At 41.1% G+C, this 22,146-nt stretch carries 27 protein-coding genes and 1 pseudogene; 5 read left to right on the top strand and 23 right to left on the bottom strand.

Annotated features, from left to right (window positions below):
• The first annotated feature begins 113 nt into the window (after nucleotides 1–113).
• Entirely contained in the window at nucleotides 114–938 is an 825-nt protein-coding gene (locus tag IEY53_RS10810) for a carbonic anhydrase (protein ID WP_229696081.1), read from the top strand.
• A 111-nt stretch (nucleotides 939–1,049) separates the two neighbouring features.
• On the opposite strand, the gene IEY53_RS10815 is transcribed toward IEY53_RS10810, so the two are convergent.
• Entirely contained in the window at nucleotides 1,050–1,616 is a 567-nt protein-coding gene (locus IEY53_RS10815; RefSeq protein ID WP_189024737.1) for a spore coat protein, read from the bottom strand.
• 221 nt (nucleotides 1,617–1,837) lie between these two features.
• On the opposite strand from IEY53_RS10815, the gene IEY53_RS10820 reads away from it, so the two are divergent.
• Entirely contained in the window at nucleotides 1,838–2,611 is a 774-nt protein-coding gene (locus tag IEY53_RS10820) for a FlxA-like family protein (protein ID WP_189024739.1), read from the top strand.
• A 616-nt stretch (nucleotides 2,612–3,227) separates the two neighbouring features.
• Here the strand turns inward: IEY53_RS10820 and IEY53_RS35720 are convergent.
• The 6 genes and pseudogenes from IEY53_RS35720 to IEY53_RS10845 form a co-directional block, all read right to left on the bottom strand.
• On the bottom strand, nucleotides 3,228–3,362 hold the full coding sequence (locus IEY53_RS35720) for a hypothetical protein (RefSeq protein ID WP_268240765.1): 135 nt from the start codon (nucleotides 3,360–3,362) through the stop codon (nucleotides 3,228–3,230).
• Between the two features lie 191 nt (nucleotides 3,363–3,553).
• A pseudogene (locus tag IEY53_RS10825) lies at nucleotides 3,554–3,649 on the bottom strand (sporulation transcription factor Spo0A); the annotation flags it as partial.
• Between the two features lie 500 nt (nucleotides 3,650–4,149).
• Entirely contained in the window at nucleotides 4,150–5,004 is an 855-nt protein-coding gene (locus IEY53_RS10830; RefSeq protein ID WP_189024741.1) for a tyrosine-type recombinase/integrase, read from the bottom strand.
• A gap of 939 nt (nucleotides 5,005–5,943) precedes the next feature.
• The gene (locus IEY53_RS10835; RefSeq protein ID WP_189024743.1) at nucleotides 5,944–6,954 is read right to left on the bottom strand and encodes a DUF4062 domain-containing protein; all 1,011 of its coding nucleotides are present in this window, start codon (nucleotides 6,952–6,954) and stop codon (nucleotides 5,944–5,946) included.
• A 264-nt stretch (nucleotides 6,955–7,218) separates the two neighbouring features.
• A complete protein-coding gene (locus tag IEY53_RS10840; RefSeq protein ID WP_189024745.1) occupies nucleotides 7,219–7,524 on the bottom strand; it encodes a hypothetical protein in 306 nt (101 codons plus the stop codon).
• A 126-nt stretch (nucleotides 7,525–7,650) separates the two neighbouring features.
• Entirely contained in the window at nucleotides 7,651–7,932 is a 282-nt protein-coding gene (locus IEY53_RS10845) for a hypothetical protein (RefSeq protein WP_189024747.1), read from the bottom strand.
• Between the two features lie 363 nt (nucleotides 7,933–8,295).
• Here IEY53_RS10845 and IEY53_RS10850 point away from each other — a divergent pair, with 363 nt between their 5' ends.
• On the top strand, nucleotides 8,296–8,517 hold the full coding sequence (locus IEY53_RS10850) for a helix-turn-helix domain-containing protein (RefSeq protein ID WP_189024749.1): 222 nt from the start codon (nucleotides 8,296–8,298) through the stop codon (nucleotides 8,515–8,517).
• A 127-nt stretch (nucleotides 8,518–8,644) separates the two neighbouring features.
• Here the strand turns inward: IEY53_RS10850 and IEY53_RS10855 are convergent, their stop codons facing one another.
• The 9 genes from IEY53_RS10855 to IEY53_RS10895 all read right to left on the bottom strand — a co-directional run bounded on the left by IEY53_RS10855 (nucleotide 8,645) and on the right by IEY53_RS10895 (nucleotide 13,425).
• Nucleotides 8,645–9,286, bottom strand: a complete 642-nt coding sequence (locus IEY53_RS10855) for a hypothetical protein (protein WP_189024751.1) — start codon at nucleotides 9,284–9,286, stop codon at nucleotides 8,645–8,647.
• Nucleotides 9,279–9,584 carry a hypothetical protein gene (locus IEY53_RS10860; protein WP_189024753.1) on the bottom strand — a complete coding sequence of 102 codons (306 nt, stop codon included), beginning with the start codon at nucleotides 9,582–9,584 and terminating at the stop codon, nucleotides 9,279–9,281. Before IEY53_RS10860 ends, IEY53_RS10855 begins: the two co-directional genes overlap by 8 nt.
• A 14-nt stretch (nucleotides 9,585–9,598) precedes the next feature.
• Nucleotides 9,599–9,892 carry a hypothetical protein gene (locus IEY53_RS10865; RefSeq protein WP_189024755.1) on the bottom strand — a complete coding sequence of 98 codons (294 nt, stop codon included), beginning with the start codon at nucleotides 9,890–9,892 and terminating at the stop codon, nucleotides 9,599–9,601.
• Entirely contained in the window at nucleotides 9,889–10,071 is a 183-nt protein-coding gene (locus IEY53_RS10870; protein WP_189024757.1) for a hypothetical protein, read from the bottom strand. Before IEY53_RS10870 ends, IEY53_RS10865 begins: the two co-directional genes overlap by 4 nt.
• 17 nt (nucleotides 10,072–10,088) lie before the next feature.
• Nucleotides 10,089–10,286, bottom strand: coding sequence for a hypothetical protein (locus IEY53_RS10875; RefSeq protein ID WP_189024758.1), 198 nt, complete (start codon nucleotides 10,284–10,286; stop codon nucleotides 10,089–10,091).
• Nucleotides 10,287–10,308: 22 nt separating this feature from the next.
• Complete coding sequence (locus IEY53_RS10880; RefSeq protein WP_189024760.1) at nucleotides 10,309–10,746, bottom strand: hypothetical protein; 438 nt, start codon at nucleotides 10,744–10,746, stop codon at nucleotides 10,309–10,311.
• 31 nt (nucleotides 10,747–10,777) lie between these two features.
• Nucleotides 10,778–11,560 (bottom strand): hypothetical protein, encoded by a 783-nt coding sequence (locus IEY53_RS10885; protein ID WP_189024762.1) that lies wholly within the window; start codon nucleotides 11,558–11,560, stop codon nucleotides 10,778–10,780.
• A gap of 863 nt (nucleotides 11,561–12,423) precedes the next feature.
• On the bottom strand, nucleotides 12,424–13,092 hold the full coding sequence (locus tag IEY53_RS10890; protein WP_189024764.1) for a hypothetical protein: 669 nt from the start codon (nucleotides 13,090–13,092) through the stop codon (nucleotides 12,424–12,426).
• A 99-nt stretch (nucleotides 13,093–13,191) separates the two neighbouring features.
• The gene (locus IEY53_RS10895; protein WP_189024766.1) at nucleotides 13,192–13,425 is read right to left on the bottom strand and encodes a hypothetical protein; all 234 of its coding nucleotides are present in this window, start codon (nucleotides 13,423–13,425) and stop codon (nucleotides 13,192–13,194) included.
• A gap of 342 nt (nucleotides 13,426–13,767) precedes the next feature.
• Here IEY53_RS10895 and IEY53_RS36055 point away from each other — a divergent pair, with 342 nt between their 5' ends.
• Nucleotides 13,768–13,908, top strand: coding sequence for a YgiT-type zinc finger protein (locus tag IEY53_RS36055; RefSeq protein ID WP_189024768.1), 141 nt, complete (start codon nucleotides 13,768–13,770; stop codon nucleotides 13,906–13,908).
• Between the two features lie 294 nt (nucleotides 13,909–14,202).
• The gene (locus IEY53_RS10905) at nucleotides 14,203–14,685 is read left to right on the top strand and encodes a hypothetical protein (protein WP_189024770.1); all 483 of its coding nucleotides are present in this window, start codon (nucleotides 14,203–14,205) and stop codon (nucleotides 14,683–14,685) included.
• 274 nt (nucleotides 14,686–14,959) lie between these two features.
• Here the strand turns inward: IEY53_RS10905 and IEY53_RS10910 are convergent, their stop codons facing one another.
• The 7 genes from IEY53_RS10910 to IEY53_RS10940 form a co-directional block, all read right to left on the bottom strand.
• On the bottom strand, nucleotides 14,960–15,934 hold the full coding sequence (locus tag IEY53_RS10910) for a tyrosine-type recombinase/integrase (protein WP_189024772.1): 975 nt from the start codon (nucleotides 15,932–15,934) through the stop codon (nucleotides 14,960–14,962).
• 181 nt (nucleotides 15,935–16,115) lie between these two features.
• Nucleotides 16,116–16,931 carry a sporulation transcription factor Spo0A gene (spo0A, locus tag IEY53_RS10915; RefSeq protein ID WP_189024774.1) on the bottom strand — a complete coding sequence of 272 codons (816 nt, stop codon included), beginning with the start codon at nucleotides 16,929–16,931 and terminating at the stop codon, nucleotides 16,116–16,118.
• Between the two features lie 172 nt (nucleotides 16,932–17,103).
• On the bottom strand, nucleotides 17,104–18,216 hold the full coding sequence (spoIVB, locus tag IEY53_RS10920) for a SpoIVB peptidase (RefSeq protein WP_189024877.1): 1,113 nt from the start codon (nucleotides 18,214–18,216) through the stop codon (nucleotides 17,104–17,106).
• A 138-nt stretch (nucleotides 18,217–18,354) separates the two neighbouring features.
• Complete coding sequence (gene recN, locus IEY53_RS10925; protein ID WP_189024776.1) at nucleotides 18,355–20,082, bottom strand: DNA repair protein RecN; 1,728 nt, start codon at nucleotides 20,080–20,082, stop codon at nucleotides 18,355–18,357.
• A 49-nt stretch (nucleotides 20,083–20,131) separates the two neighbouring features.
• The gene (ahrC, locus tag IEY53_RS10930) at nucleotides 20,132–20,581 is read right to left on the bottom strand and encodes a transcriptional regulator AhrC/ArgR (RefSeq protein ID WP_189024778.1); all 450 of its coding nucleotides are present in this window, start codon (nucleotides 20,579–20,581) and stop codon (nucleotides 20,132–20,134) included.
• 28 nt (nucleotides 20,582–20,609) lie between these two features.
• Nucleotides 20,610–21,131 carry a hypothetical protein gene (locus tag IEY53_RS10935; protein ID WP_189024780.1) on the bottom strand — a complete coding sequence of 174 codons (522 nt, stop codon included), beginning with the start codon at nucleotides 21,129–21,131 and terminating at the stop codon, nucleotides 20,610–20,612.
• Nucleotides 21,132–21,210: 79 nt separating this feature from the next.
• On the bottom strand, nucleotides 21,211–22,113 hold the full coding sequence (locus IEY53_RS10940; RefSeq protein ID WP_189024878.1) for a TlyA family RNA methyltransferase: 903 nt from the start codon (nucleotides 22,111–22,113) through the stop codon (nucleotides 21,211–21,213).
• Nucleotides 22,114–22,146: the final 33 nt, after the last annotated feature.

Raw genomic sequence — 22,146 nt, forward strand, 5'->3', positions numbered from 1 at the left:
GCAGTTCGAATCATCCCGCAACATTGAGCCTTTTTTCACTTGCTTCCGGCATATCTAAGTAATTACAATAAGAACAGATAATACCCCATAAAATGGAAGAAGGATTACGTATGATGAGCAACATCAAAAAGATATCCCGCATTCTGACACCCCTCATGGCTTTGTCCATGCTGGCGGGATGCGGAAATAGCGAACCCACCGGCACTGCAGAAGCCACACAGCAACCGGCCGCCGCAGTAAGCGCCCAGCATGCACATTGGTCCTATGAAGGGGAGACCTCTCCCGAGCACTGGGCGGAACTGGATCAGCTGTTCACTACCTGCAAAGTCGGTACGGCACAGTCTCCGATTAACATCACTCACGAGAAGGTAAAAGAAGATCCCGGCCTCTCCCCTATCCAAACGAAATATTTCCCTTCCCGGGTGTCCATGGTGAACAATGGCCATACGATTCAGGTCAATCTGAAGAATCCGGACAATCAAATCACCATTGAAGGAACAAGCTACACTCTGCAGCAGTTTCATTTCCACTTGCCCAGCGAACATCAGATCGATGGCAACAATGCCGAGATGGAGCTTCATTTTGTACATAAAAGTGAAGACGGAAAAATTGCCGTTCTGGGGGCTCTCATCACTGCAGGTGCGGAAAATACCGAGTTGAACAAGCTGTGGTCGGTGCTTCCGGCAGAGGAGAGTGAACAAGAGGTAGAACTGGATGGGATGTTTGATCTGAACCAGCTGCTTCCCGCCGATATGGATTCCTTCCGCTACCAGGGTTCACTGACAACCCCACCGTGTACAGAAGGCGTGCAGTGGGTCGTTCTGGAACATCCGGTTCAGTGGTCCGAGGCGCAGGTCGGCAAGTTTGAGGCCATTTTCCCGCATGACAACCGTCCTGTACAGTCGCTTGGAGCCCGGGAAGTCGAATCCGATCATTAGTCTATCATAAGCCTTCATAAATTAAAGCTAAAAAGGCAGGCCTCAGTAATTCCGAGGACCTGCCTTTTAAAGTGCGGACATCTGTATGCAGGGGCAGGGCCGAAAGCCGGCTTAACTATACAACTGCCCGGGCTGATGTTCGGGAACCGGCTGATAGATCTGTTGCATGGCTTGCAACGCTTCGGGAGAAGCGTAAGTAACCGGATACTCGCCTTTGCGCGCCATATAACTCCAGACCTCATAGGCTTGATGGGAACACATTTGAAACGCACTTTCCAAAAAAGAGCGCAGCTGGGGTGTACTGCATTCAAACGCAGACCAGGCATATTCACGGCCGGCTCTTTTCAGCGTCAATAAGTAGGAAGTGGCAATCGCCCGGTCATTCAGCTGCTGCAGCTTAACCTGAGGCTCAATCGGCGGATAATGGGCGGCTGGTGCAGCCACTGCCGTGTTCATCTGCATGGCGGGAACATTCAAAGTGTCGGGAGAGTAGGAGCGGTTCGCAAATTCCACCTTCATGTTATAATCCTGAACGTGCACAGCATAGTGGCGCTCAATCATATTTTTCAGCTCTACATCGCTTGCTTGATTCAGGAACAAAGCCATGCTTTGTATAGAGTTGGTACAGCTAAGCAGCAGCTCATTAAGCTCATGGGCTTCATGCGATCCAAGAGGCATCTTCATTCTCCTTTTAACGTTTAATGTGATCACTATTTAACTTGCCCCCGGCTCATTTTTATATGCAGAGTATCCCGGCAGGCTGATCCGCCGGCGAAACCTCCAGCTATAACCTAGACCTTCAGGGATTATTTAGGAGATCATCCTTAGGATTCACTTCCAAATGACCGATATAATCGGTATGCACGACAATTCCCATTGCACTTGAAAGGAGAGTTTAGATGTCATCCATATCCCCTGTAAGCAGAGGATTATCAAATGCCCAGGCAGCGGTGCCCTCAAGAGAAAAGGAGATCCAGTCCTTAATTCAGCAAAAATCCCGGATCAGTGAAGAAATCCAGTCGGTTCGTACCAACGACAAGCTGGATTCCAAGCTGAAGATGGAGCGGGTCCAGTCCTTAACGGCTTCCATGCAGGAAATTGATGCTCAAATTGCCCAGATCCGCGCTGAAGAAATGCAGGAAAAAGCAAATCGTATAGGCTCAGGAAAACCCGACAACAAAGCTCCCTCCCCAGACCGCGAATCTGCTCCTCTGCAAGCTGTACTTAAAAACAGCATTACTTATGATCATTTAGGTAAAATGGTTGGTCTCAAGGACCGTATGGAAGGCTCCATAAAGACAGTGGAAGGTGAAGCCCGCTTCGACCGCCTGCTTCTAACCAGCGGTTCGAGCAACGATCCGGGGAAATCAATGATGCTGGAAAACGCAGAGCATACCACTTTACAAAAAAAACGTGAGCTGGTTCAGGATATTAAATCCGATCTGCGCAACGTGGATAAACAAATTGGAGAATTAGTCGAGGATATTCAGGATACTCCAAAAGAAGAAGCCAAACCCCAAGCTGTTGAATCCAGCAGCGCTGCCGAAGAAACCGGCAAAAAAGACAATAACCACAAATCAGCGAAAACTGCCGGTTCAGCAGGTGATGAAAACCCATCGCTTTCACCATCCGCAGCAAATAAACCCGGAGCTTCCCTGGATATTCGAGTGTAAACCAGCGAGATATAATACATACTAAAAGGCCTGTGACCCACTGCCGCTAAGCGGAGGTAGGTGCACAGGCCTAGATTTTTGCGCAGCTCCGTAACTTGGACGTTGTTGGACCGCTGACTTGCGGCAGCCCTACTATAGGGAAATTCGCCCCTTAAATCTGCAGTCTTGCCCCTTTTAACCCTGTTAGAGGAAAACACCCGTTATTCTTTTCTAAAACACACCCATCTGGCAATTCCATAAAATTAACGGGTGTGATTCCCGCTATTCTTCCTGACAGAGCCAATATTCCTCGATTAGCGGGTAGAATTCCCTATCGCAGCTCTTTGTCAGTAAGCCTGTATAATACAAACAAAAAAGCCACTCTCTTGAGAGCGATCTAGTGAGTTCAACCTAAGGTTTAAACAGCCGAGCCACTTGTACTAGCATTATGTATCATTGGTACCGTGAAATCCGATTTCTTATCTCTGATCTGTTCGAGAACCGCAATAATTTTAGAAAGAGCTAAGAAAAATATTCCCACAACAATACCTGAGAACAAAGTTACCATTGAAATGGTTAGCTGAGAAACATAATTTTGCCTAGCATTATCTGCTTCGGCACCAATAAGATTATTATCTTAATTCTCACTTGCAGACTGCTCCCAAAACTCAGAGTCCTTTTTCAGATCTGAAACATCATGATAAGAAACAAAAAAACCAATAATACCAAGCAAGACAAATAAAGCAGCCACAACATTTAGAATCTTAACCACTAAACTTACTCCATTCAAACAAGATATTCTTATTTTACATGAATATGGATTTTAGGTATATATGATCATTTATAGGTCCTGTTCTAAAAACAAAACCCAATAAACCAAAAAGGTTTATCGGGTGAGATGGGAAATGTAATTAGAGCAAAACAAGTTTATCGAATCCTTACCACTCACTAATCCTTACCCTTTCAAGAAACCTTATGCTCAATCCGCAGCTTGTCGGCTACCATGGCAATAAATTCCGAGTTAGTTGGCTTGGATTTGGAGATATTAATGGTATAGCCCTTATGGGATAAGGGATTTCACTTCTTGGTTATGTAATTATTCAGACACTTTATTGGCATACGGCTTGAATATTGATACGCATAATTGATTTCCATCTCTATTATATCGTAAGCATTTATAGTTCACAATGTTTCAACAGTTCAGGCGCATTTCAAAAATAGAAAATGATAACCATACTGTGTGAGTAGATGTGCTATAGGATTTATTTTGAATACGACTACTTTTTTTGATGTAAATGTCCCCCCCCTAATAACTGATGAAGCTTTTATACTATTGGTCACTGGATTATATTAAGCGGTGATGCCCCTCAGGCTATTTCCTAGCATCTAAATAGGGCAATACACATGGCAATCACTAAGAGAACAACTAAACCATAAAATAGACATTAACAGTAGGAATCCCTTTCAGTTAGGGATTCTTTCTTTGTGTATAGAGTTATGTAGATAGGTATAGCTAAAGCCCATACATAAGTGTACAGGCTGTGTTAGTGGCTATGTGGTTATAGTCTATCCATCTTAGCTAACATCTTATCTCTGGTCGGATTGGTATATAGCAACGTGGTATGTATATTGCTATGCCCTGCTTGGTTAGCTACCTCATGGACACTCATGTCATTCTCTAGAGCATGGGAACAGAAGAAGTGGCGCAAATCGTGTGGTGTTAACTCTTTCCCAATAACAGCTGAATACTGCTTGAACAGCTTATTGATTACTGTTCTGTCTATTCTGCTTCCTCTATTGCTCACAAACAGGTATTCACTATCTATTCCCTTGTCACTTCTCTCCTTGATCCAGCTTTGCATTGCTGTCTTCACTTTGTTGCTTATGATTACGGTGCGTTGCTTCTTCCCTTTACCCTCAGACACAATTAATTCTCGCGATGTTAGATTGTAGTCATTCACACCAATATTTAAGCACTCGCTAATACGTAGGCCACAATAAGCCAGTAATGACACAATAGCATAGTTACGTTTAGAATCTGACTCTAATACTAATTGTCGGAACTTCTCAACATCTGCCAGTCCAACGGTAGCCAGTGAAGCATATTGCGTCTGAAGCTTGAGCATATCCTTCTTGCTGATTGCTTGTTCAGTCTGGACATTAGACTCAATGAGGAAATCATTAAACTTAATCAATGCTGAAATCTTAGCGTTAATGGATGAAGCACTGTTCTTCTTAATCGTCTTCAAATATGAAATGTAGTCTTTGACATTCTCTCTGTGCAACTTTTTAAAATCTGTCCCTTTACTTTCCTCAAACCATTTCATATATCCACTTACATTAAGTACGTAGCTTTTAACTGTGTTGATACTCATTTCATTGTTATGTAGATGCTGTTCAAATAATTGAATCATGGCTTCCACTCCTATCAATTATGTTGCATTATGTCTAGGTTGATTCCCGATAAATTATGTTGCATTTGATATACTTATTGTACCTATTATCAGCTGGTTTTGCAACATAATTGTTGTTATGTGGCATTATAATTTTAGAGTGATTTTGCTGTGAAATAGATATATAGAAGAGATTCATAAGCAAAGATACCTATTTCATATTACAAGTCATCTTGTAATTTAGATTTATTAGGTGCCATCATTTCAAATGAGACCATAACCAGTAATATCTATATTGACGGTACGTACCGTTACATTAACAAATAGTGGAATTTTAAGAGTACGTACTCTCGCTTAGTTGCAACACTCAATAACTATACACGGGGAATTCACGGTAAAAACGGACGACATCGTCCGATTTGCTTTATACATAAGGATATTCTATACATTGAGTGTTACAAACTACATCGAACACGGTAGAACGTAGATGGGATAAGGGATTATTGCTTGTTAGGAGCGGCTACAGGACTATTAGGCGTTGTCTAAAGGTGGATCAAGAGGGGAAAAAGGGTTGATGTATATAGGCTTTACCGTGTCGAGATACGTGTAGAGTATGCATAAGGAAATGAATTATAATCGAAATATTCACATCGTAAACATGGGGAAAGTCAATGTTTAAAAGGGTTTCAATGTGAAAATATGTCTAAAATAGTGTAATCGTAATTATCATCGTGAATAATGATGTATTATTATGTAATATACACAGTGTTTATGCATGTTTTATGTATAATTATGAGTGAGAAATGCATGAATTCACACAAAGGAAAAAGCCTTATGTGTAAAGGCTTTTACATTGACAGGACACGTTATCGCATTATAACGTTAATCGCGGAGTAGAAGAGATATATTTGCTATTTTTACTTTCATTCCAAGTTAATAGGATCTTGACCTATTCTTGACCTATTCTTGATCTTCCTGCTTTACTTCAATTTTTTCATACTGGATTGGAGGTAGTGATTTTACTTTCTCCATTTGATATTTTGCTAAAAATTTAAGTCCTTCTTTTGATGTTTGAATCTTTTCGTATTTCACCCCAGTTACTTTAATTTTTTCCAATAAACCATAAGAAATTAATTTTGGAGCTATAGTATGAAACAAATCAGATTCTTCATTGAGGGCAACATTACTATTAGTAATTCCGATATTAAATATATCTTCAAAAGTTACGAACCAGACTAACAAGCTGCTATTTTTTTCTTTATCCTCTCTTTTAAATCCGTTAGGAGTTTCAATAATGATTTTAGCAAGCGTGTCTTTTAATTCTTCATAGTCCCATCCATTAATCATTACCTTCTCTTTCTGTTGTTCCTTCTCCTTTGCTTTTTCTAATTCAGCTTTCAACTTTGCAATTTCCTTTAACAATGCCACATTCTCTTTTAGTGTCTCCACTGCACCACCAGCTTGATCAGCCTTAACCCAACCAATCAAGCTATCGTCAGATTCAAACTCCTTCAGAGATTCCATTGTTGCTAATCTTATATCCTTTAAGTCTTCATAGAATTTTGAAATATTTCCCAATACCTCAGTTTTAAAGGCTTGATACTCTTTGTAGTGTTCACGTTCCAAATAGTCCTTATTTTCTCTAGCTTTCTCGTCTAACTTCTTATCATCAATCACAATCGCAAATCTACGCTTACCCAATTCGCCAGCATAGTCATATTCCCAATGCGTATAACTCTTACCTGACTCAGCATCAATACTCCCATATCTTCCACCCAGGATCAGCATATAAACGTCTGATTCTTGTATCCAGCGCATTATAGTTGTTTTCTGTGATTGGTCACCAGACTTAAACAACTCCATACCAGCAGGAATATGTCCAGAGTTCAGAACGGCAGAGACAGCCGCTTGTCGTTCCTCTATCATATCTGTATAGGTAGATGAAATAAAAACCTGCAGCTTCTTCTTCATATGTATTCTCCTTATGAATTCTTCTTTATATAATTATACAATATGTTACAGGGTTCAACATACAATTATAATAAATGCATCCATAAAAAAAGACCATCACCATAATCAGTGACAGCCTTGTTCTTCTCTAATCAATTCAGCTATTCCCTTCAATGCTAACCAGTTCCCTCCCTGGGTTTTAACGTATAATTTCCCGTTCAACAACTTCCCTGTCCTATATCGCTTCACTCTATCTATCCCCTTCCCTCTCTTGTCGTTTATCTGCTACAACCGATTCAAAAGTCCAAACAAGTGCATTTCTGGATATTCAGTATGCAATTCATATATCTGTTCAGGTGTTGCTATGTATTCATTGATTCGTTTCACGTGAATAGGTTTAATTTTCTCAACCAGCAAATGACTAAGCGCTCCCACTGGATCAACTTCAAACCTTTTAACAAACTCAGTCAACGATAATTTATTTTCCTTCAACTTTTCGTTTCTCAACTTCATCAGAATGTCACCCAACTCTCTTCTGTCACTGGCTTCTTTGCAGTCATATCCAATTGTATTAACCAAAAAATCATTCATTTCACACCTGAGTGGATAATACTACTTCTAGCTGTTCAGTAAGCATGAAAGCCTTCGGGTCAACATTTATAGTAAAAGCAACTTGTTGAATAGTAATCTGTTCATTCATCGTTGTTATCTCCCTTTTCAGATTGATTTTAGGCGTAGGACTTCTTCAACTCCACATTTATAACTGTGTTCAATCATCATCATACATCCCTCAACAAATATGTCTTCAATCTGATTTATTATTTTATTAGGAATTGCTTCTTGATCGAGTAAATCAAACAGCTTATTATAACTATTCTGTCTGTCGTTACTGAAAAACTCATCGTATAATGACTCAATGCGTGCTTCAAATGACGGTTTCAACCAATTCATAATTTCAGTTATTGGTTGAGCATGTTCACAAATTGATAAAGTTGACATTGTTGATCGCTCCTTTTGGTTACTGTTCAAATTGTTGGTGCATTAGATTCTTGTACACCATCAACCTGTCAAAGCGATTAGAAGGTGCTTCCTTATCACTACGGCGTAACAGGTAATCGTACCGTTGTCTACTGTAGAGATTGAGCTTAGAGGTGAAGATGCTGATTCGATGTGTAATTGGTTTGGACATTTATGTTGCTCCTTTCAGTTGGTAAGTGGAATGTGGATGTGGGCATAGTTAAATAAAGGAAATGGTGTACATTCCTTTTTGGAAATGGTACTATAAAGTAGTTATCATCTTGTCGTGATATTAATTTATCACGATATCGTAATATTGTCAACTCACTAAAGGAGGATTTTTTTGTGCGACTTATAATAAAACTGAAAGAAGTTTTAAAACAAAAAGGGATTACACAAAAAGAGCTAGAAGCTATGTCTACTGTTCCTCAATCAAAAATTTCAAACCTATGCAACAACAAATTTTCAGAACTGAACATTGCAAACATTGAAAAGATTGCGGCTGCATTGGAAATCACCGACATTTCAATACTCATGCAGTTTGAAGAGGAATCATCTAACAAATAGTACATACTGTAATACCATTCACAGCTTACATAACTCGTTGTAATGAATGACCAATGGTCGGACGCTCTAATATGCAGACACAATAAAAATGCCCTAGAGAACGTGTCTCAGGGCTTGGGCATTAACATTAAAAATCTAGAACTATACCAAATTTATTTTCTATATCCAATAGAAGTAGAATTATATCTCCGAATTTCATATAACCTTTCTGATCTATGGTATCTATTAAGTGCGTTTTATTTAATGATGCTTCTAACCTCATGTTCTTCCATTCTGAAGGTTTATCTGGTTGGTTTTTGTTAAAATTAAACTTTCCTCCATGAGCTGCAGCATTTCTAACATGTCTATAAAATTGCCAAAGTGGATCATCTGAATAATGCTTATCAACAGTCAATGCATAGGAATTAATTATTAAAAAGTATAAAGCACCATGAAAAAGGTAATCAAATCCGTCTTTATTGTACTCCAACACCTGATTAGCCAGATCATCAATATCTATAACAACGTTAGGTTGTGTCCCTGAGAAAGTTAATATTTGATTCCCCATTAAGGGAGTAAGATTAAAGTTGTTTTTAAACTCTTCTTTCGTTTTATCGTTTATAACTAATCCACTAATCATATGATCAATTTTTTCTTTATCACTATCTTTAAAGAGATTTATTAAAAACCTTGATGAGAGTTCAAATATTCCATGCACTGAACACAAGTAATTCATTATTAGAGGATAAAAGGTACTTTGCTTAATATCTTGATATGCTATTTCAGGCATCATATCCCCCCCTAAATTCCTTCTTACATTTTGCTACTGAAGGAAACTCTTTACCATGTGTAAAAAGATAGTATTTTCTCAAAGCATTCTGAATTGCGCCATTTTTATCACCAAACTCGGTTTGTATTCCTAAAAGTGTTTGGTAGGTATTGTAGTCATCTTTAACTACTGTGTCCAGGTCAACCATAAGAACTTTTTCAATTCTATTAGCTCTACTGATTCTTGAACTAACAGCATCATATTTACTTTTAATACTATCCAGTGATTCTAAAAATACTCTGAATTGTGTCTCCTTCATAGTATCTCCTTTGCTCAAATATCATCCCGCAGATTCTTATTCCCCTCATACCTTGGCTTGTACAAGGCGTGTAGAATTGCTTCTATAAGGTTTAGAGCAAAAAGCCCTAATGAAGCATCAATAATCAAATCTACACGCTTAGTATTCATTCTGATCCAGTCTCCAACGGTATCATCATCAAGGTTATGGATACTCATTGTTGGATCAGCAAGTATAGATTTTGATAAATTACTTTGATTTCTACTTGGATGGTAATGGTGGCTGTAGAATCTTGATTTATTCTTCTCGCTCACCTTACCAATTTTCAAGAAACACCTTGATATTGAAATGTATAAATAGCTATATGGTTCTTTGGATATTTAGATTTATGTCGATTTCCACTATCTACAAAACGAATCTGTTCATCTTCAACATTTATACCTGTTTGCTTTAGAATGCTGATTATCGTTTTCTTATCGGCCTCTATTTCTTCTGGAGTATCCCACACTTATAGCTTCACTCCCTTTATCTCTTCCCAAACATCCTTTTCAACGTTTCTAATGACTCTTCTCTATAAAATGTAGATAATACAGCGCAATTCAATGCTGTAGATGCACCAAGTATTGTAGTAGCTATACTACTACCAAAGAATATCAGATTCAGGATTAACATAACGATAGAACCTACTGCAACTGAGAATGAGAGAATAAAAGCATTATTCATTGATGTCTGCTCCTTGTTTTGCCTAAGAAAATACACTATTCATCTTATCTCCCAGCGAATAATAAGCATCTACTGCCGTCTCATATCTCTTCACAAGCTCTGTATGTTCACTAAGCTTGTACGTGTTATCACCTTGGCTCTTTAAGAATAGGTTCCTTGTTATTCCTTGTAGAAGCTGTACTGCATATATGAGCTTATCAACATACTCAATAAAAATATTGCACTTATTTATGTCTTCGCTTCCTGACTGTCTTATATCATTAACTTGTGTTTTATATCTTGATAGATCATTATGAACAGTTTGAAGTTTCTGCTCTAATTCTTGAAAATTAATAGCTTTAAAAAGGAATGGAATGGGAACTGTCTTCCTTAGCGTCTTCTTAAATATCCCATCATGTATGGTCGTGTAATCGGTAAGTGAATCATTTAAATTCCTAGCTATGACAATTAGACTGCTCATTTACTATCACCTCTGCTTTATTTCTAGTATTTCAATAAAAGTAAAGATATAGGGGGATTACAAAAGCAAAATCAATACCTAATTCCAGCGTCATAATGAAGGTAGTTTTCCAATTCAGGGATCTTGACACTCTATTTTCTCCACCAAGAAAAAGTAACACAATACCAGATATCAGCGTAATTGCATATCTAATGGTTTGGAAACCAACTAACACTATGATAAGCCACAGCCCATATACTCCAACAAAGGTGTACCTAGATAATAGAAAAAGAAATAACATAAGTAGGGAATTCGGAATTAGGCCATTCTTATTCTTTTCATATGCCAGATTTGCCATTTGTAAATCTTGTCTTTGTTTCTCAGGGACATATTCAATTCCTGCAAGCGTATAAACCCTTTGATGGTATAAAGAATCCTCTTCATCCAGTTCACTTACATCTGAAATAAACTGTTCTATCTCTTCCATTAAGTTTACATCTACTATGTTACTCATAAAGTTACGATACTCTTCTGAAGTAACATATTCTTTATTCATTCCAGTCTTGTATTGTTTAATCGATCGATTAAAATTATCCGCATTCTCATCTTCAATAAATGAACCAATTCCACTTAGAGAAACTATAAATCCATCCTTTGTTTTCTCGTCAAAACTTCTGTACTCAATTAGGTGTGCAATAAACAATTTGTATGCTTTAATAATTGTTTCTTTATCACATGGAAGAATAGACATCTTTCTAGCCATTTCTCCATCTTTTCCAGATGCTAAAGCTGCTCCATATGCATTAACAATTTTCTCTGCTTGTTCTAAGTTCATATGCTTCTCCTAACTATATACAGTTAAAATTAAAAACAGATTTCTATGTCGATATATGTAATATAGGATTATTTTACCACAAGAAATAGTGCATGAGTATCAATATTATGGTTTTACACTACGTTAAACATTTCAAGAAGGAGTGACAAGTTACCATCACTTTGACGGCTACTCAATTCTCATCCTCCATACTTGGCGGTTGAGTTATTCTCTTAAGCATCAATTCTAACTCTGATTTGCTTATAGTATTCTTATGGATTTGTAGCTGTATGGTTGTTGGAGGGTAGTTGTTAGGGTATGAATAGCGTGAGGGAATTGTTAATTTGTTATTGTAAATGAAGGGATAAAAAAGGTACATGTATCTGTTGAGGGCAGATGTACATGTACCTTTAAAATGCTTCCAAGTCGCTCTCAGGTTCTTTCTAATATAATTTATTACTATTCCGTTTGTGTTACCCAACACCAAACAAATACCCTATGTAGATCAGCAAACAGTTAAATCATATGTAATAACAAATAACTTGATGCTGAAAATCGATACATTGACTCATAAGTAACAAGAGAGATACTAATAAAAATTAAGTATAATAATTAACCTTGTTTCAGCGATTTTGATCTTATTCTTTAGACCTTATCTTTAATCCTTTCACTTTTCCTTTGAAGCGTAGCGATTCCATTTCAAACAAGAGGCGTTAGCCAATTGTAAATACTGAATCTAAACATCTAAACATCTAAACATCTACTTACTACTAACTACGGTCAGGTTTGAGCATCCCAAATTTGACTAGGTAGTATCCCATTCTTTACTAGTTTACATCCCAAATTTGACTAGGATACGTCCCATTCTTTACCTCGATGATTTTTCATAATTTATCGATGTTTTCAAACTCAATGAAATAGTGATTATTGAACCGTTTATGTATCAATTTATCGTTATCATCGTATTCATAGTTTGTTCCCCATTTGTGTTGTGTCACAGAAATCAACTTCTTCTTTTTAAGTTCACTATGTAACTCAATAATTGTTGGCTTACTCATATGTAATTCATTTTTCATTCTGGTATCAATTCCAGCGTAGCAAAAGAGTTTTGATGTATTTTTTACGTTTATGTAGGACTTGAGATAATACAAGAACCTGACTTCTTTTGGGTTTAACTTTCCATCTTTCAACGCATACAATAATTTTATAGGCATAGATGAAAAGTACTCCCCCTCCCTTCTATTCTCACTATCAAAACTTTCCTTATTGATTGTCAATAGGATTGGCTTATTAGGTGTTCTTTTCCCAACTTCATTCAAGAGATAATTCTGTGCGAATAAATTAGAGAGAGACTTTTTTAACATTTTATCAGATAATCCAGTCCATCGTTTCATATCATCTGAGCTGACTTCGAGTATATATTTGTTGTTAAGCTTCCATATCATATATTTCAAATAGAGGATGAGTACAAAATCATTTGCTGTAATATTGGGATTTCTGACAGTTGTGTGGGTAAGAATATTTAGAGTTTGCTCGTTTTTCGTTACTGACATTTAACTCCTCCTTTTATTTGTAACTCGGTTAAGCCTAGTTTTATTATTTCAGGGACACAAATGCCCCTGCAGTTGTTTAAATATGTAAAGTGCGTTTTTCTAAAACAACTCGCCTATTTCATCTGCTGTTGATTTTTTACCATACTCAACTTTATGTACAAGATCATTAAGCATTTCCTTGAGTTGTTCAACTTTTGTTTGAAGTGACCCATAAGCTTTCACATGCTTATGAAGATCGTAGATCCTCCCATTCTCTAGATCACTAAGTAAATTTTTTATTTTTGAAATCTCCAAATTATAGACACCAGAAACATCAACAACCTTTTCTTCCACTAAATAACCCCTCCTATTTTTATTCATTCATTTGCATATCCATTCTTCTAGAAGATACGGAATTTAAAATTATATGATATCTAGCTTATAACCCTTGCATAAACCGTTACGACATGATAAGATACGTACGTAAGTAAAGTAGATACTTTACATGAAGCACCCAATAGTATCTAATCAGCATTTACAATCAATAGCACCACCTCCATAAAAGAATATAAGTGTGTCATATTCTAATGTAACCTGTCGACTATCATATGTCAATGGGTTTTTCGAATTTAATTCAAGGAGAATATATGATAAATATTTGTGTTAGTTGTAACAATACAAATTTAAAACCATTTATTGATACGGTTCATTGAACGAAATGGCATACAGTTTGTAATCGATAACGTCCAGGCAATTAAGTGTGAGCAATGTGGTGAGATTTATTACACTCCAGATGCCAGCAGATATATAGATGAACAAATAAAATTTCAAGGGTAACTCCGTTGACTCATCCAGCATTGACTATAAGCAATGACATAATGTAAACCGTAGGGGAAAAGAGGAACAGTGTTAGTTTCCGTTCCATTCAATATCATCGGGTTTAGTGACCTTGGATGCTTTAGCGCTTGTAACCTTTGCGAGAGGTTAAAGCGCTTTTCTTTTTACTCTTCTTCTGATAACTTAGAAATGATCTTATAAGCGACAGTACCTTACCTATAACTCTTTGCACAAAGGATTCCTTATAACACTGTCGAATTTACATTATAGACCAAATTAAAGGGGATTCGACAGATGAATGACAAGGTAAAAGGTTTAGTTGTAGGTTTAACTATTGGATCATTGCTTACTGGAGCTACGGCTTTTGCTGCAAGTGGAATGAATATTAATGTAGTCGTTAAAAAACTCAGTATTTTTGTTGATGAGACTAAAAAGACTTCAGCAGATGGTTTTATCTATAAAGGTACTACATACGTTCCTGTAAAAAGTGTAGGTGCAACTTTTGGTAAGCAAGTTGGATTATATGGTGACAGCTTATACATAGGTAAGCAGCCCGCAGTAAAAATAACAGAAGTTCAGGCCATCCAGTTAGTACGGAATAAGTATGGCATAAAAGCATCTTCTGATTATTTTGTTGAGGTCGATCACAGTGAAGGAAATAATTACGTAGTCCACGTATATGAAGTTATTATGGATGATGAAACTACGGGTCATACCGCAACTTATGGATGGTATTATGTCGATAAGTCTACAGGTAAAATTGAATCAATGTTTTAAGGTGGCAGATGCCATCTTTTTTTGTTCAGTTATTCATTACGTATGAACGCCGAAACCCTGTTTTATTTCAACCTCTTTTCTTTTTGGGTTCCATTAGGCATTTAGATACTATGCAAATTCAATAATCATCCACGCACCTAATCTAAGTTATGTCCTTACTCTTGTTCAAGGGTTTCTTTATTGTTCATAGACTATGAATCCTTATGTTAGTGATCGATTGAATGCTAAAAAAAGCTAATCCAAAATATCAGGATTAGCAATTCGATTTATTGTTTTATATATCCATTTGACTAAGAGGACTATGCAATTGATATTTCTTCCCGACTTCCTCATCAGAGAAATCAAGATAAGCCTTTTGAGTGACTTCGACAGACGAATGTCCCAAGATTCTAGAGAGAGTAAACCAGTCCCCACCATTCAATATATAATATTTTGCAAAGTTATTTCTGAGTTGGTGTGGATGGATATCAACATTAACTTTCTTACCAGCTTCCCGTAAAGCTTTTTCATAATTTCGAATGTCTAATTGAGTTCCTCTTGTGGTAGGAAACACATAATTACTTTCAGAGTATCGATCACGATACTTCAACCAATTCTTTAATTCTAAGCTAAGTTTTGGTGAGAAATACACATATCTCTGCTGCTTATTTTTAGGATTCGTAATTAGAATACTTTTATGCTTAAAGTCAATATTTTCAGGTTCAATCGATAAACACTCGCCTATGCGCATTCCAGTGTCTAATAAAGTTTTCGTTACAACTGAGTTACGATAATCGTGGAAACGTGAGATTTCGAATCGTCCTAAAACACGTTTTATATCGTCTGTTGATAATTTTTTTTTAGCTTTGCGGATTATCTTTGGATTTTCAATCTTCTCACATGGGTTCTTGACAATTTCATGTTCTATGCTGTGAAGCCAGTTAAAAAACACTTTAATATTACGTACATAGTTAGCTACTGTAACCGTAGAAACCTGCTTTTTGTAGTCTGTACGATTCTGAGGAAAATTACTCATAGTTGATTCCATATTACTAACCACCGAATATTTACCACGTTCTTGGATGTATTTAATGTAATTCCTAATGTGTCCGGATTGTACTTTTTGAACATCAGTAATTTGAAATTGTTTATCTAGATATACACCAAGCAATTTTAAAGTCTGTTCATAGCTCCTCATAGTCTTTTTAGCTAAGTTACGTGAAGTGCAATAGAGCATAAAATTATCAATTTGGAATTCAAAATCAGTCATAAAAAATCATTCCTCCACTGGATTATTTCCGCACCCAATAAAGGAATGAAGTTTATACGTTACCCAAGAAAGTATTTATTGGTCTAAAACAGCCCAAAAAGATATTTATAGGCAAAATTGTTTTAGAGAGATTATCCTCCAATCCCCTTTAAACCTTTCACGTATCCTAATCCTTACCCTTTCAAGAAACCTTATGCTCAATCCGCAGCTTGTCGGCTACCATGGCAATAAATTCCGAGTTAGTTGGCTTGGATTTGGAGATATTAATGGTATAGCCGAAAAGGTGGCTGATGCTGTCAATGTTGCCGCGGGTCCAGGCGACTTCAATCGCATGGCGGATGGCACGCTCTACGCGTGACGGTGTTGTTTTGAATTTCTCGGCGATAGCTGGATACAAGGTCTTGGTAATGGCACCGAGGATTTCGATGTTGTTGTATACCATGGTAATGGCCTCACGAAGGTACTGATAGCCCTTGATGTGTGCGGGAACGCCGATTTCGTGAATAATGGAGGTAATGTTCGCATCCAGGTTCTTGCCCTTGGAGAGCGGCACCACATTGTTGGACCGGCTGGACGAATAGTTCGACATACCGGAGGAAGAACTAAGACTTCCCTGGGTGCCCACCAGTTGACGCACCCGGTTCGCCAGAACCTCCATATCGAATGGCTTCAGAATATAATAGGATGCACCAAGCTGCACAGCTCGCTGAGTGATGTTCTCCTGGCCGAAAGCTGTCAGCATAATTATCTTGGGCTGAGGACTCAGATCCATCTCGCGAAGGCGTTCAAGGACGCCGAGTCCATCCAGATGGGGCATAATGATATCAAGGATAAGGACATCAGGAATTTTACGTGCTCCGCTAAGCATTTGAAGCACTTCTTCTCCATTGTAGGCGATGCCCGTTACGGTCATATCTTCCTGTTCGGTGATGTATTCGGCAAGCAAGTTCGTGAACTCTCTGTTATCATCGGCCAACAACACTTCAATATTCTGCACTGGCTGCTTCCTCCTTAATTATCTTGTCTCCCTTACAGTTTCGACATGCGGATTCATTTTCCTTCTGTCGAAAATTATTTTTCTTTATTTTTTTTCAGCATTGGATTATAATTAAATATTTTGTTTCATAATTCGATGATGTTCGCTGGACTTCGACAAAAAAATCTTAAGGCTAAACAGCCTTAAGATGTGGGGGATAAGCATAAGGTTGATGAACTACACCGGAGTCTCTAAGCATCCATTCGATGAAACAGCCATAACCGGATTTGGGGTCATTGACGAAAACATGGGTGACGGCACCGATCAGACGGCCGTTCTGGACAATGGGACTGCCGCTCATGCCCTGCACAATGCCGCCCGTCTTATTCAGCAGTCGCGGGTCTGTAATCCGCAGCACCATCCCTTTGGTTGCCGGAGTGTCCTGTTGAGCGACATGGATGATCTCCACATCGAACCGCTCGACCTGCTGCCCGTCTACAACGGTCAGGATCTGTGCCGGCCCTTCCTTAACCTCACTGCTCATGGCCACTGGAATGGGTTCTTGATACAGGCTGTGATCGGGATTGCTGTTCATTTTGCCGAAAATGCCAAAGTCCGTATTGCTTTCAACATTGCCGAGGACTTGGCTCTCCTTCAGAAAATGTGCGCGTTTCTCGCCAGGATCGCCATCCTGGCTTTTGGAGATGGAGGTTACACTGGACTGTACAATATGCCCGCTCCCGACAACAATCGGGGTACCGGTATTCATATCGGTGATCACATGGCCCAGGGCGCCGTAAACGCCTTGCTGTGGAGCATAGAACGTTAAGGTACCCACACCAGCGGCGGAATCCCGGATATACAGGCCCAGCCGCCATACCTTATCATTGCGGTCATATGCCGGCGTCAGCTTTGCCGTATGTTCCTTGCCGCCACGTTTGTAGACAATCGAAAGGGGTTTGCCCGCTTGTCCGGCATGTTCGACCAGCTTGGCTACTTTGGAGACCTCGTTCAGCTTGACTCCGTCGATGGAAACCATCAGATCACCGGGAACCAAACCGCTTTTCTCACCGGGCGAAAGCTTGGACTGCTGTGATACCTGAATCAGATGATGGCCTACGACCAGCACACCGGCGGACTTCACTTTCACGCCGATCGTCTGGCCTCCGGGAATTACCTTTAGCTCCGCATTTCCTTGGGGGCCCATGGCTTGTCTCTGCGGAGATGCCTGTGATGCGGCAACCCCTTGGGCCGGTCCCGTTATGCCTGTTAAGCTAAGAATGAAGGCAAGTAAAAGGCCGGGCATTAACTTCCTGAGGTTCGGCTTCAATGGCTGTCACGCTCCCTTTTGCTTCTTTCGCTTGACGAAAAAGGTGGTCGCCAATTGCGTACCTATAAGATAACCTTGCCCCCAGGCTTTTATTACTGTCAATCATTGTCCCGCTTACCCTTGAGCCGCCTTGCTGGCCTCGGCCAGACCGAGCATTTCCTGTGCGTGATGCAGTGTTTTTTCGGTAATTTCCACACCGCCCAGCATGCGGGCCATCTCCTTGACCCGGCCATCCTGCGACAGGGATTCGACCTCCGTCATGGTGCGCCCGTCCTCGACTTTTTTACGAATCAAATACTGGTGGTCGGCCATACAAGCCACCTGCGGCAGATGGGTAATGGAGAACACCTGGCAGATCCCGGACAGCTTATACAGCTTGTCCGCGATCGACTGGGCCGCCCGGCCGCTGACACCGGTATCCACTTCATCGAAGATCAGGACCGGAATCGCATCGTGGCGGGCAAAAATACTCTTCATCGCCAGCATGATCCGCGACAATTCTCCTCCGGAGGCGATTTTGCCCAGCGGTCTCAAGGGTTCACCCGGGTTCGGAGAGATCATAAATTCGGCACTGTCGATGCCTTGTCTGGTCAGACGGATACGTCTGCCCTCGAACTCAATCCCGCGCGGGTCTTCCAGGGTGTCCATTTTGACCTGTAGCGACGTTCTTTCCATCTGCAGGTCCTTCAGTTCCCCCTCCACCTGCCGGGCCAGATCAGCCGCACAATGCCGTCTGGCATCACTGAGCTCACGGGCTGCTTCCATAAGTACGGACAGCAAACCATCGCGTTTGACGGTCAGCTTCTCCAGATATTCGTCTTTATTCTCAAGCAGATCGGTTTCACGGTGAATTTGGTCATAATAAGCCAGGATCTGCTCCACACTGTCCCCATACTTGCGCCGCAAGCCGGTGATGAGGTCCAGGCGGTTCTCGATTTCTTCCAGGCGCTGCGGGTTGAATTCAATCTCTTCACGGTAATCCCGCAGCTGGAACGCCGCATCCTCCAGTTGATAATACGAGGACTGCAGCTGCTCAAGAACAGCCTTAAGGCCTTTTTCATCATACCGGACCGCATCCTCCAGCCTCGAAATCACATTCCCTATCGATTCCAGCCCTTGCCGGTCATACAGAAGCTCATAAGCCCCCGACACGGAATCCATCATCTTCTCGCTGTGGGATAGTTTTACCCTTTCTTCGGAAAGTAATTCATCCTCACCCGGTTTTAATGCAGCGGATGAAATTTCCTCCAGCTGAAAACGGTACAGGTCCAGCATCTGGTAAGCCTTCTGGCTGGAATCCTGTAGCTCGCGCAGCTCTTTCTCAACTTTGGCAAAAGCGGAATACCGCTCCTGATACACTGCCTTAAGCGGCCCAATCACGGCTTCGCCATAGGTATCCAGCAGTCCCAGGTGCCGCTCCGCTTTCAGCAGATTCTGGTGCTCATGCTGGCCATGAATATTAACGAGCTGTTCGCCGATTTCCCGCAGCATGCTGAGGTTGACCATTTGACCGTTGACGCGGGAAGTGCTTTTGCCCTGTGAAGTAATTTCCCGGCGGATAATCAAATGCTCCTCCTGGAGCGCCCGGATACCGAGACGTTCCAGTGTTTCCCATACCGGATGTCCGGCCTCAAGACTAAAGAGCGCTTCCATCTCTGCTTTTTCACAACCATAACGAATGGAGTCTGCAGAACCCCGGCCACCGGCAATAAGCCCCAGGGCATCGATGATGATCGATTTCCCAGCACCGGTCTCCCCCGTAAGCACATGAAATCCCGGATAAAAATGCACATCCACCGCCTCAACAACGGCAAGATTGCGGATAGACAATGTTTCTAACACGAATAGAGCACCTCCGAAAAGATGAAGACATGTGAATTACTCAATAAGACTAGGAAATATATCCCATAATTTGTGAAATGACCGTCTGACTGTCCTCCGGCTGGCGGCAAATGATGAGAATCGTGTCATCTCCCGAGATCGTTCCCATGATTTGCGGCCAGTCGATATTGTCAATTAGCGCGGCCACGGAATTTGCCGTACCTGGCAGGCATTTCATCACAACCAGATTACCCGAGAAATCGATTTGTACAAAATTGTCCACCAGCACACGCTTCAGCTTTTGAATCGGATTATAGCGCTGATCCGTGGGCAATGAGTATTTGTATCTTCCGTCGTCCATCGGAACTTTAATGAGCAGAAGTTCTTTGATATCGCGGGACACGGTGGCCTGGGTGACCTGAAAACCGGAGTTTCGCAGGTTCTCGACCAGCTCATCCTGTGTCTCAATTTCTTTTTGCGTAATAATCTCGCGAATCTTGATATGTCGTTGTCCTTTCATTGTTGCCTCCCGTATTTCTAAATTCAGCTTAGTTTGATTCCCCGTCATCCCGGCCAAACGTAATCCTGTGAATCGCTGAGGTTGCCGGGTTCACATACAATATTCCGCTGCACTGCGGATAGATAAGCAGATAAGGCAGCACCGCGTCGCGCAGTCCGCTTCCGGTGAATTCCAGCTGTTTGCGCGGCCTCGCCAGAATGACAAGATAATAGGGATCCTTGTCCTTATGCCTGTCCTTATACTTGTCCTGATCCTCTTCCTCATCCTCGTCCAGAACCGCGATATAATCGATGAACAGCTGGCTGTACAGACGCGACCCGTTCAGGGTAAAGGACAGCGGAATTTTGAGCTTGCCGCCAACGACCTCATACCCGGCTTCCTCCAGCAGATCGACAGCGGGATGGGGATGAATGACCTTATTGATCGGAATTTTGTCCTTGATAAATGAACGGGGTGAAGTCTGAAGCCATAGATACAGCCTGTAAATCAGGAATACCACAATCGCTGCTCCTATCAATAACATGACGATCTTGTCAGAGCTTCCAGCCACACTTATCACCTCGGTGATTTATTCGCGTATAGCTGCCTATAATCCTGCTTGTGAACTTTACCCTCCAAGCAAAAGAAACTCACCGCCGGGGAGAGTTTCCATGAGTTGTATTCACACTGAAGGTGGACGCCGCTTCCTTGATCACGGCATCCGCCAGCCCGGCAAAATGACCAGCATCTGCCACCGGTGAAACGGAAGCGTCCCCCCCGGCGGCAGAATCCTTGACCTCAGCCGTCCCGGGCAGCAGTATCCAGTGAGCCAGAAATTCAATATTGCCTTCCCCGCCGGTAATGGGCGAGAAAGTCAGGCCCTGGAGGCTGTAGCCCAGCTCCGCGGCCATCGTGAGCACATTAACCAACACTTCCCGATGGACCGCAGAATCACGGACTACGCCGGATTTGCCGACCTTGTCCCGCCCGGCTTCGAACTGGGGTTTGATCAGTGCCACAACATCCGCCGGACGCTGCACAAGCGCCATCAGCGGTGGAAGGATAATCTTCAATGAAATAAAGGATACGTCAATACTGGCGAAATCCGGTACCGGTCCCTCCAGATCAGGCGGCGTCATATAGCGGAAGTTGGTCCGCTCCATCACACTCACCCGCTCATCATTGCGCAGGGACCAGTCCAGCTGATTATAGCCAACATCAATGGCATAAACATGGCTTACACCATTCTGCAGGGCACAGTCGGTGAAACCGCCTGTAGAGGCGCCAATATCAAGCATATTGCGCCCTGTAAGGGTAATCTGGAATTGACGGAGCGCTTTTTCAAGCTTAAGCCCTCCCCGGCTCACATAAGGATGCACAGCGCCTTTGACCTTAAGGACGGCGCCCCGCGAGACCTTCATGCCGGCCTTTTCAATCCGTTCTTCGTCCGCAAGCACCAGACCGGCCATTATGGCGGCTTTGGCTTTTTCGCGGCTTTCGTAAAATCCCTGCTCGACGAGCAGGACATCTATCCGTTCTTTAGGGTGTTCCATGGTCATCTCCCGATCCTTCTGGGTTCCCGATTC

This window comes from Paenibacillus albidus (genome assembly GCF_014644435.1).
GTDB classification, from domain to species: domain Bacteria; phylum Bacillota; class Bacilli; order Paenibacillales; family Paenibacillaceae; genus Paenibacillus_AQ; species Paenibacillus_AQ albidus.

Coding starts and splice junctions, on each gene's coding strand:
- IEY53_RS10810 (WP_229696081.1), top strand. CDS start 114: ATGAGCAACATCAAAAAGATATCCCGCATTCTGACACCCCTCATGGCT.
- IEY53_RS10815 (WP_189024737.1), bottom strand. CDS start 1,616: ATGCCTCTTGGATCGCATGAAGCCCATGAGCTTAATGAGCTGCTGCTT.
- IEY53_RS10820 (WP_189024739.1), top strand. CDS start 1,838: ATGTCATCCATATCCCCTGTAAGCAGAGGATTATCAAATGCCCAGGCA.
- IEY53_RS10830 (WP_189024741.1), bottom strand. CDS start 5,004: ATGATTCAATTATTTGAACAGCATCTACATAACAATGAAATGAGTATC.
- IEY53_RS10835 (WP_189024743.1), bottom strand. CDS start 6,954: ATGAAGAAGAAGCTGCAGGTTTTTATTTCATCTACCTATACAGATATG.
- IEY53_RS10840 (WP_189024745.1), bottom strand. CDS start 7,524: ATGAATGATTTTTTGGTTAATACAATTGGATATGACTGCAAAGAAGCC.
- IEY53_RS10845 (WP_189024747.1), bottom strand. CDS start 7,932: ATGTCAACTTTATCAATTTGTGAACATGCTCAACCAATAACTGAAATT.
- IEY53_RS10855 (WP_189024751.1), bottom strand. CDS start 9,286: ATGCCTGAAATAGCATATCAAGATATTAAGCAAAGTACCTTTTATCCT.
- IEY53_RS10860 (WP_189024753.1), bottom strand. CDS start 9,584: ATGAAGGAGACACAATTCAGAGTATTTTTAGAATCACTGGATAGTATT.
- IEY53_RS10875 (WP_189024758.1), bottom strand. CDS start 10,286: ATGAATAATGCTTTTATTCTCTCATTCTCAGTTGCAGTAGGTTCTATC.
- IEY53_RS10880 (WP_189024760.1), bottom strand. CDS start 10,746: ATGAGCAGTCTAATTGTCATAGCTAGGAATTTAAATGATTCACTTACC.
- IEY53_RS10885 (WP_189024762.1), bottom strand. CDS start 11,560: ATGAACTTAGAACAAGCAGAGAAAATTGTTAATGCATATGGAGCAGCT.
- IEY53_RS10890 (WP_189024764.1), bottom strand. CDS start 13,092: ATGTCAGTAACGAAAAACGAGCAAACTCTAAATATTCTTACCCACACA.
- IEY53_RS10905 (WP_189024770.1), top strand. CDS start 14,203: ATGAATGACAAGGTAAAAGGTTTAGTTGTAGGTTTAACTATTGGATCA.
- IEY53_RS10910 (WP_189024772.1), bottom strand. CDS start 15,934: ATGACTGATTTTGAATTCCAAATTGATAATTTTATGCTCTATTGCACT.
- spoIVB (WP_189024877.1), bottom strand. CDS start 18,216: ATGCCCGGCCTTTTACTTGCCTTCATTCTTAGCTTAACAGGCATAACG.
- ahrC (WP_189024778.1), bottom strand. CDS start 20,581: ATGAAAGGACAACGACATATCAAGATTCGCGAGATTATTACGCAAAAA.
- IEY53_RS10940 (WP_189024878.1), bottom strand. CDS start 22,113: ATGGAACACCCTAAAGAACGGATAGATGTCCTGCTCGTCGAGCAGGGA.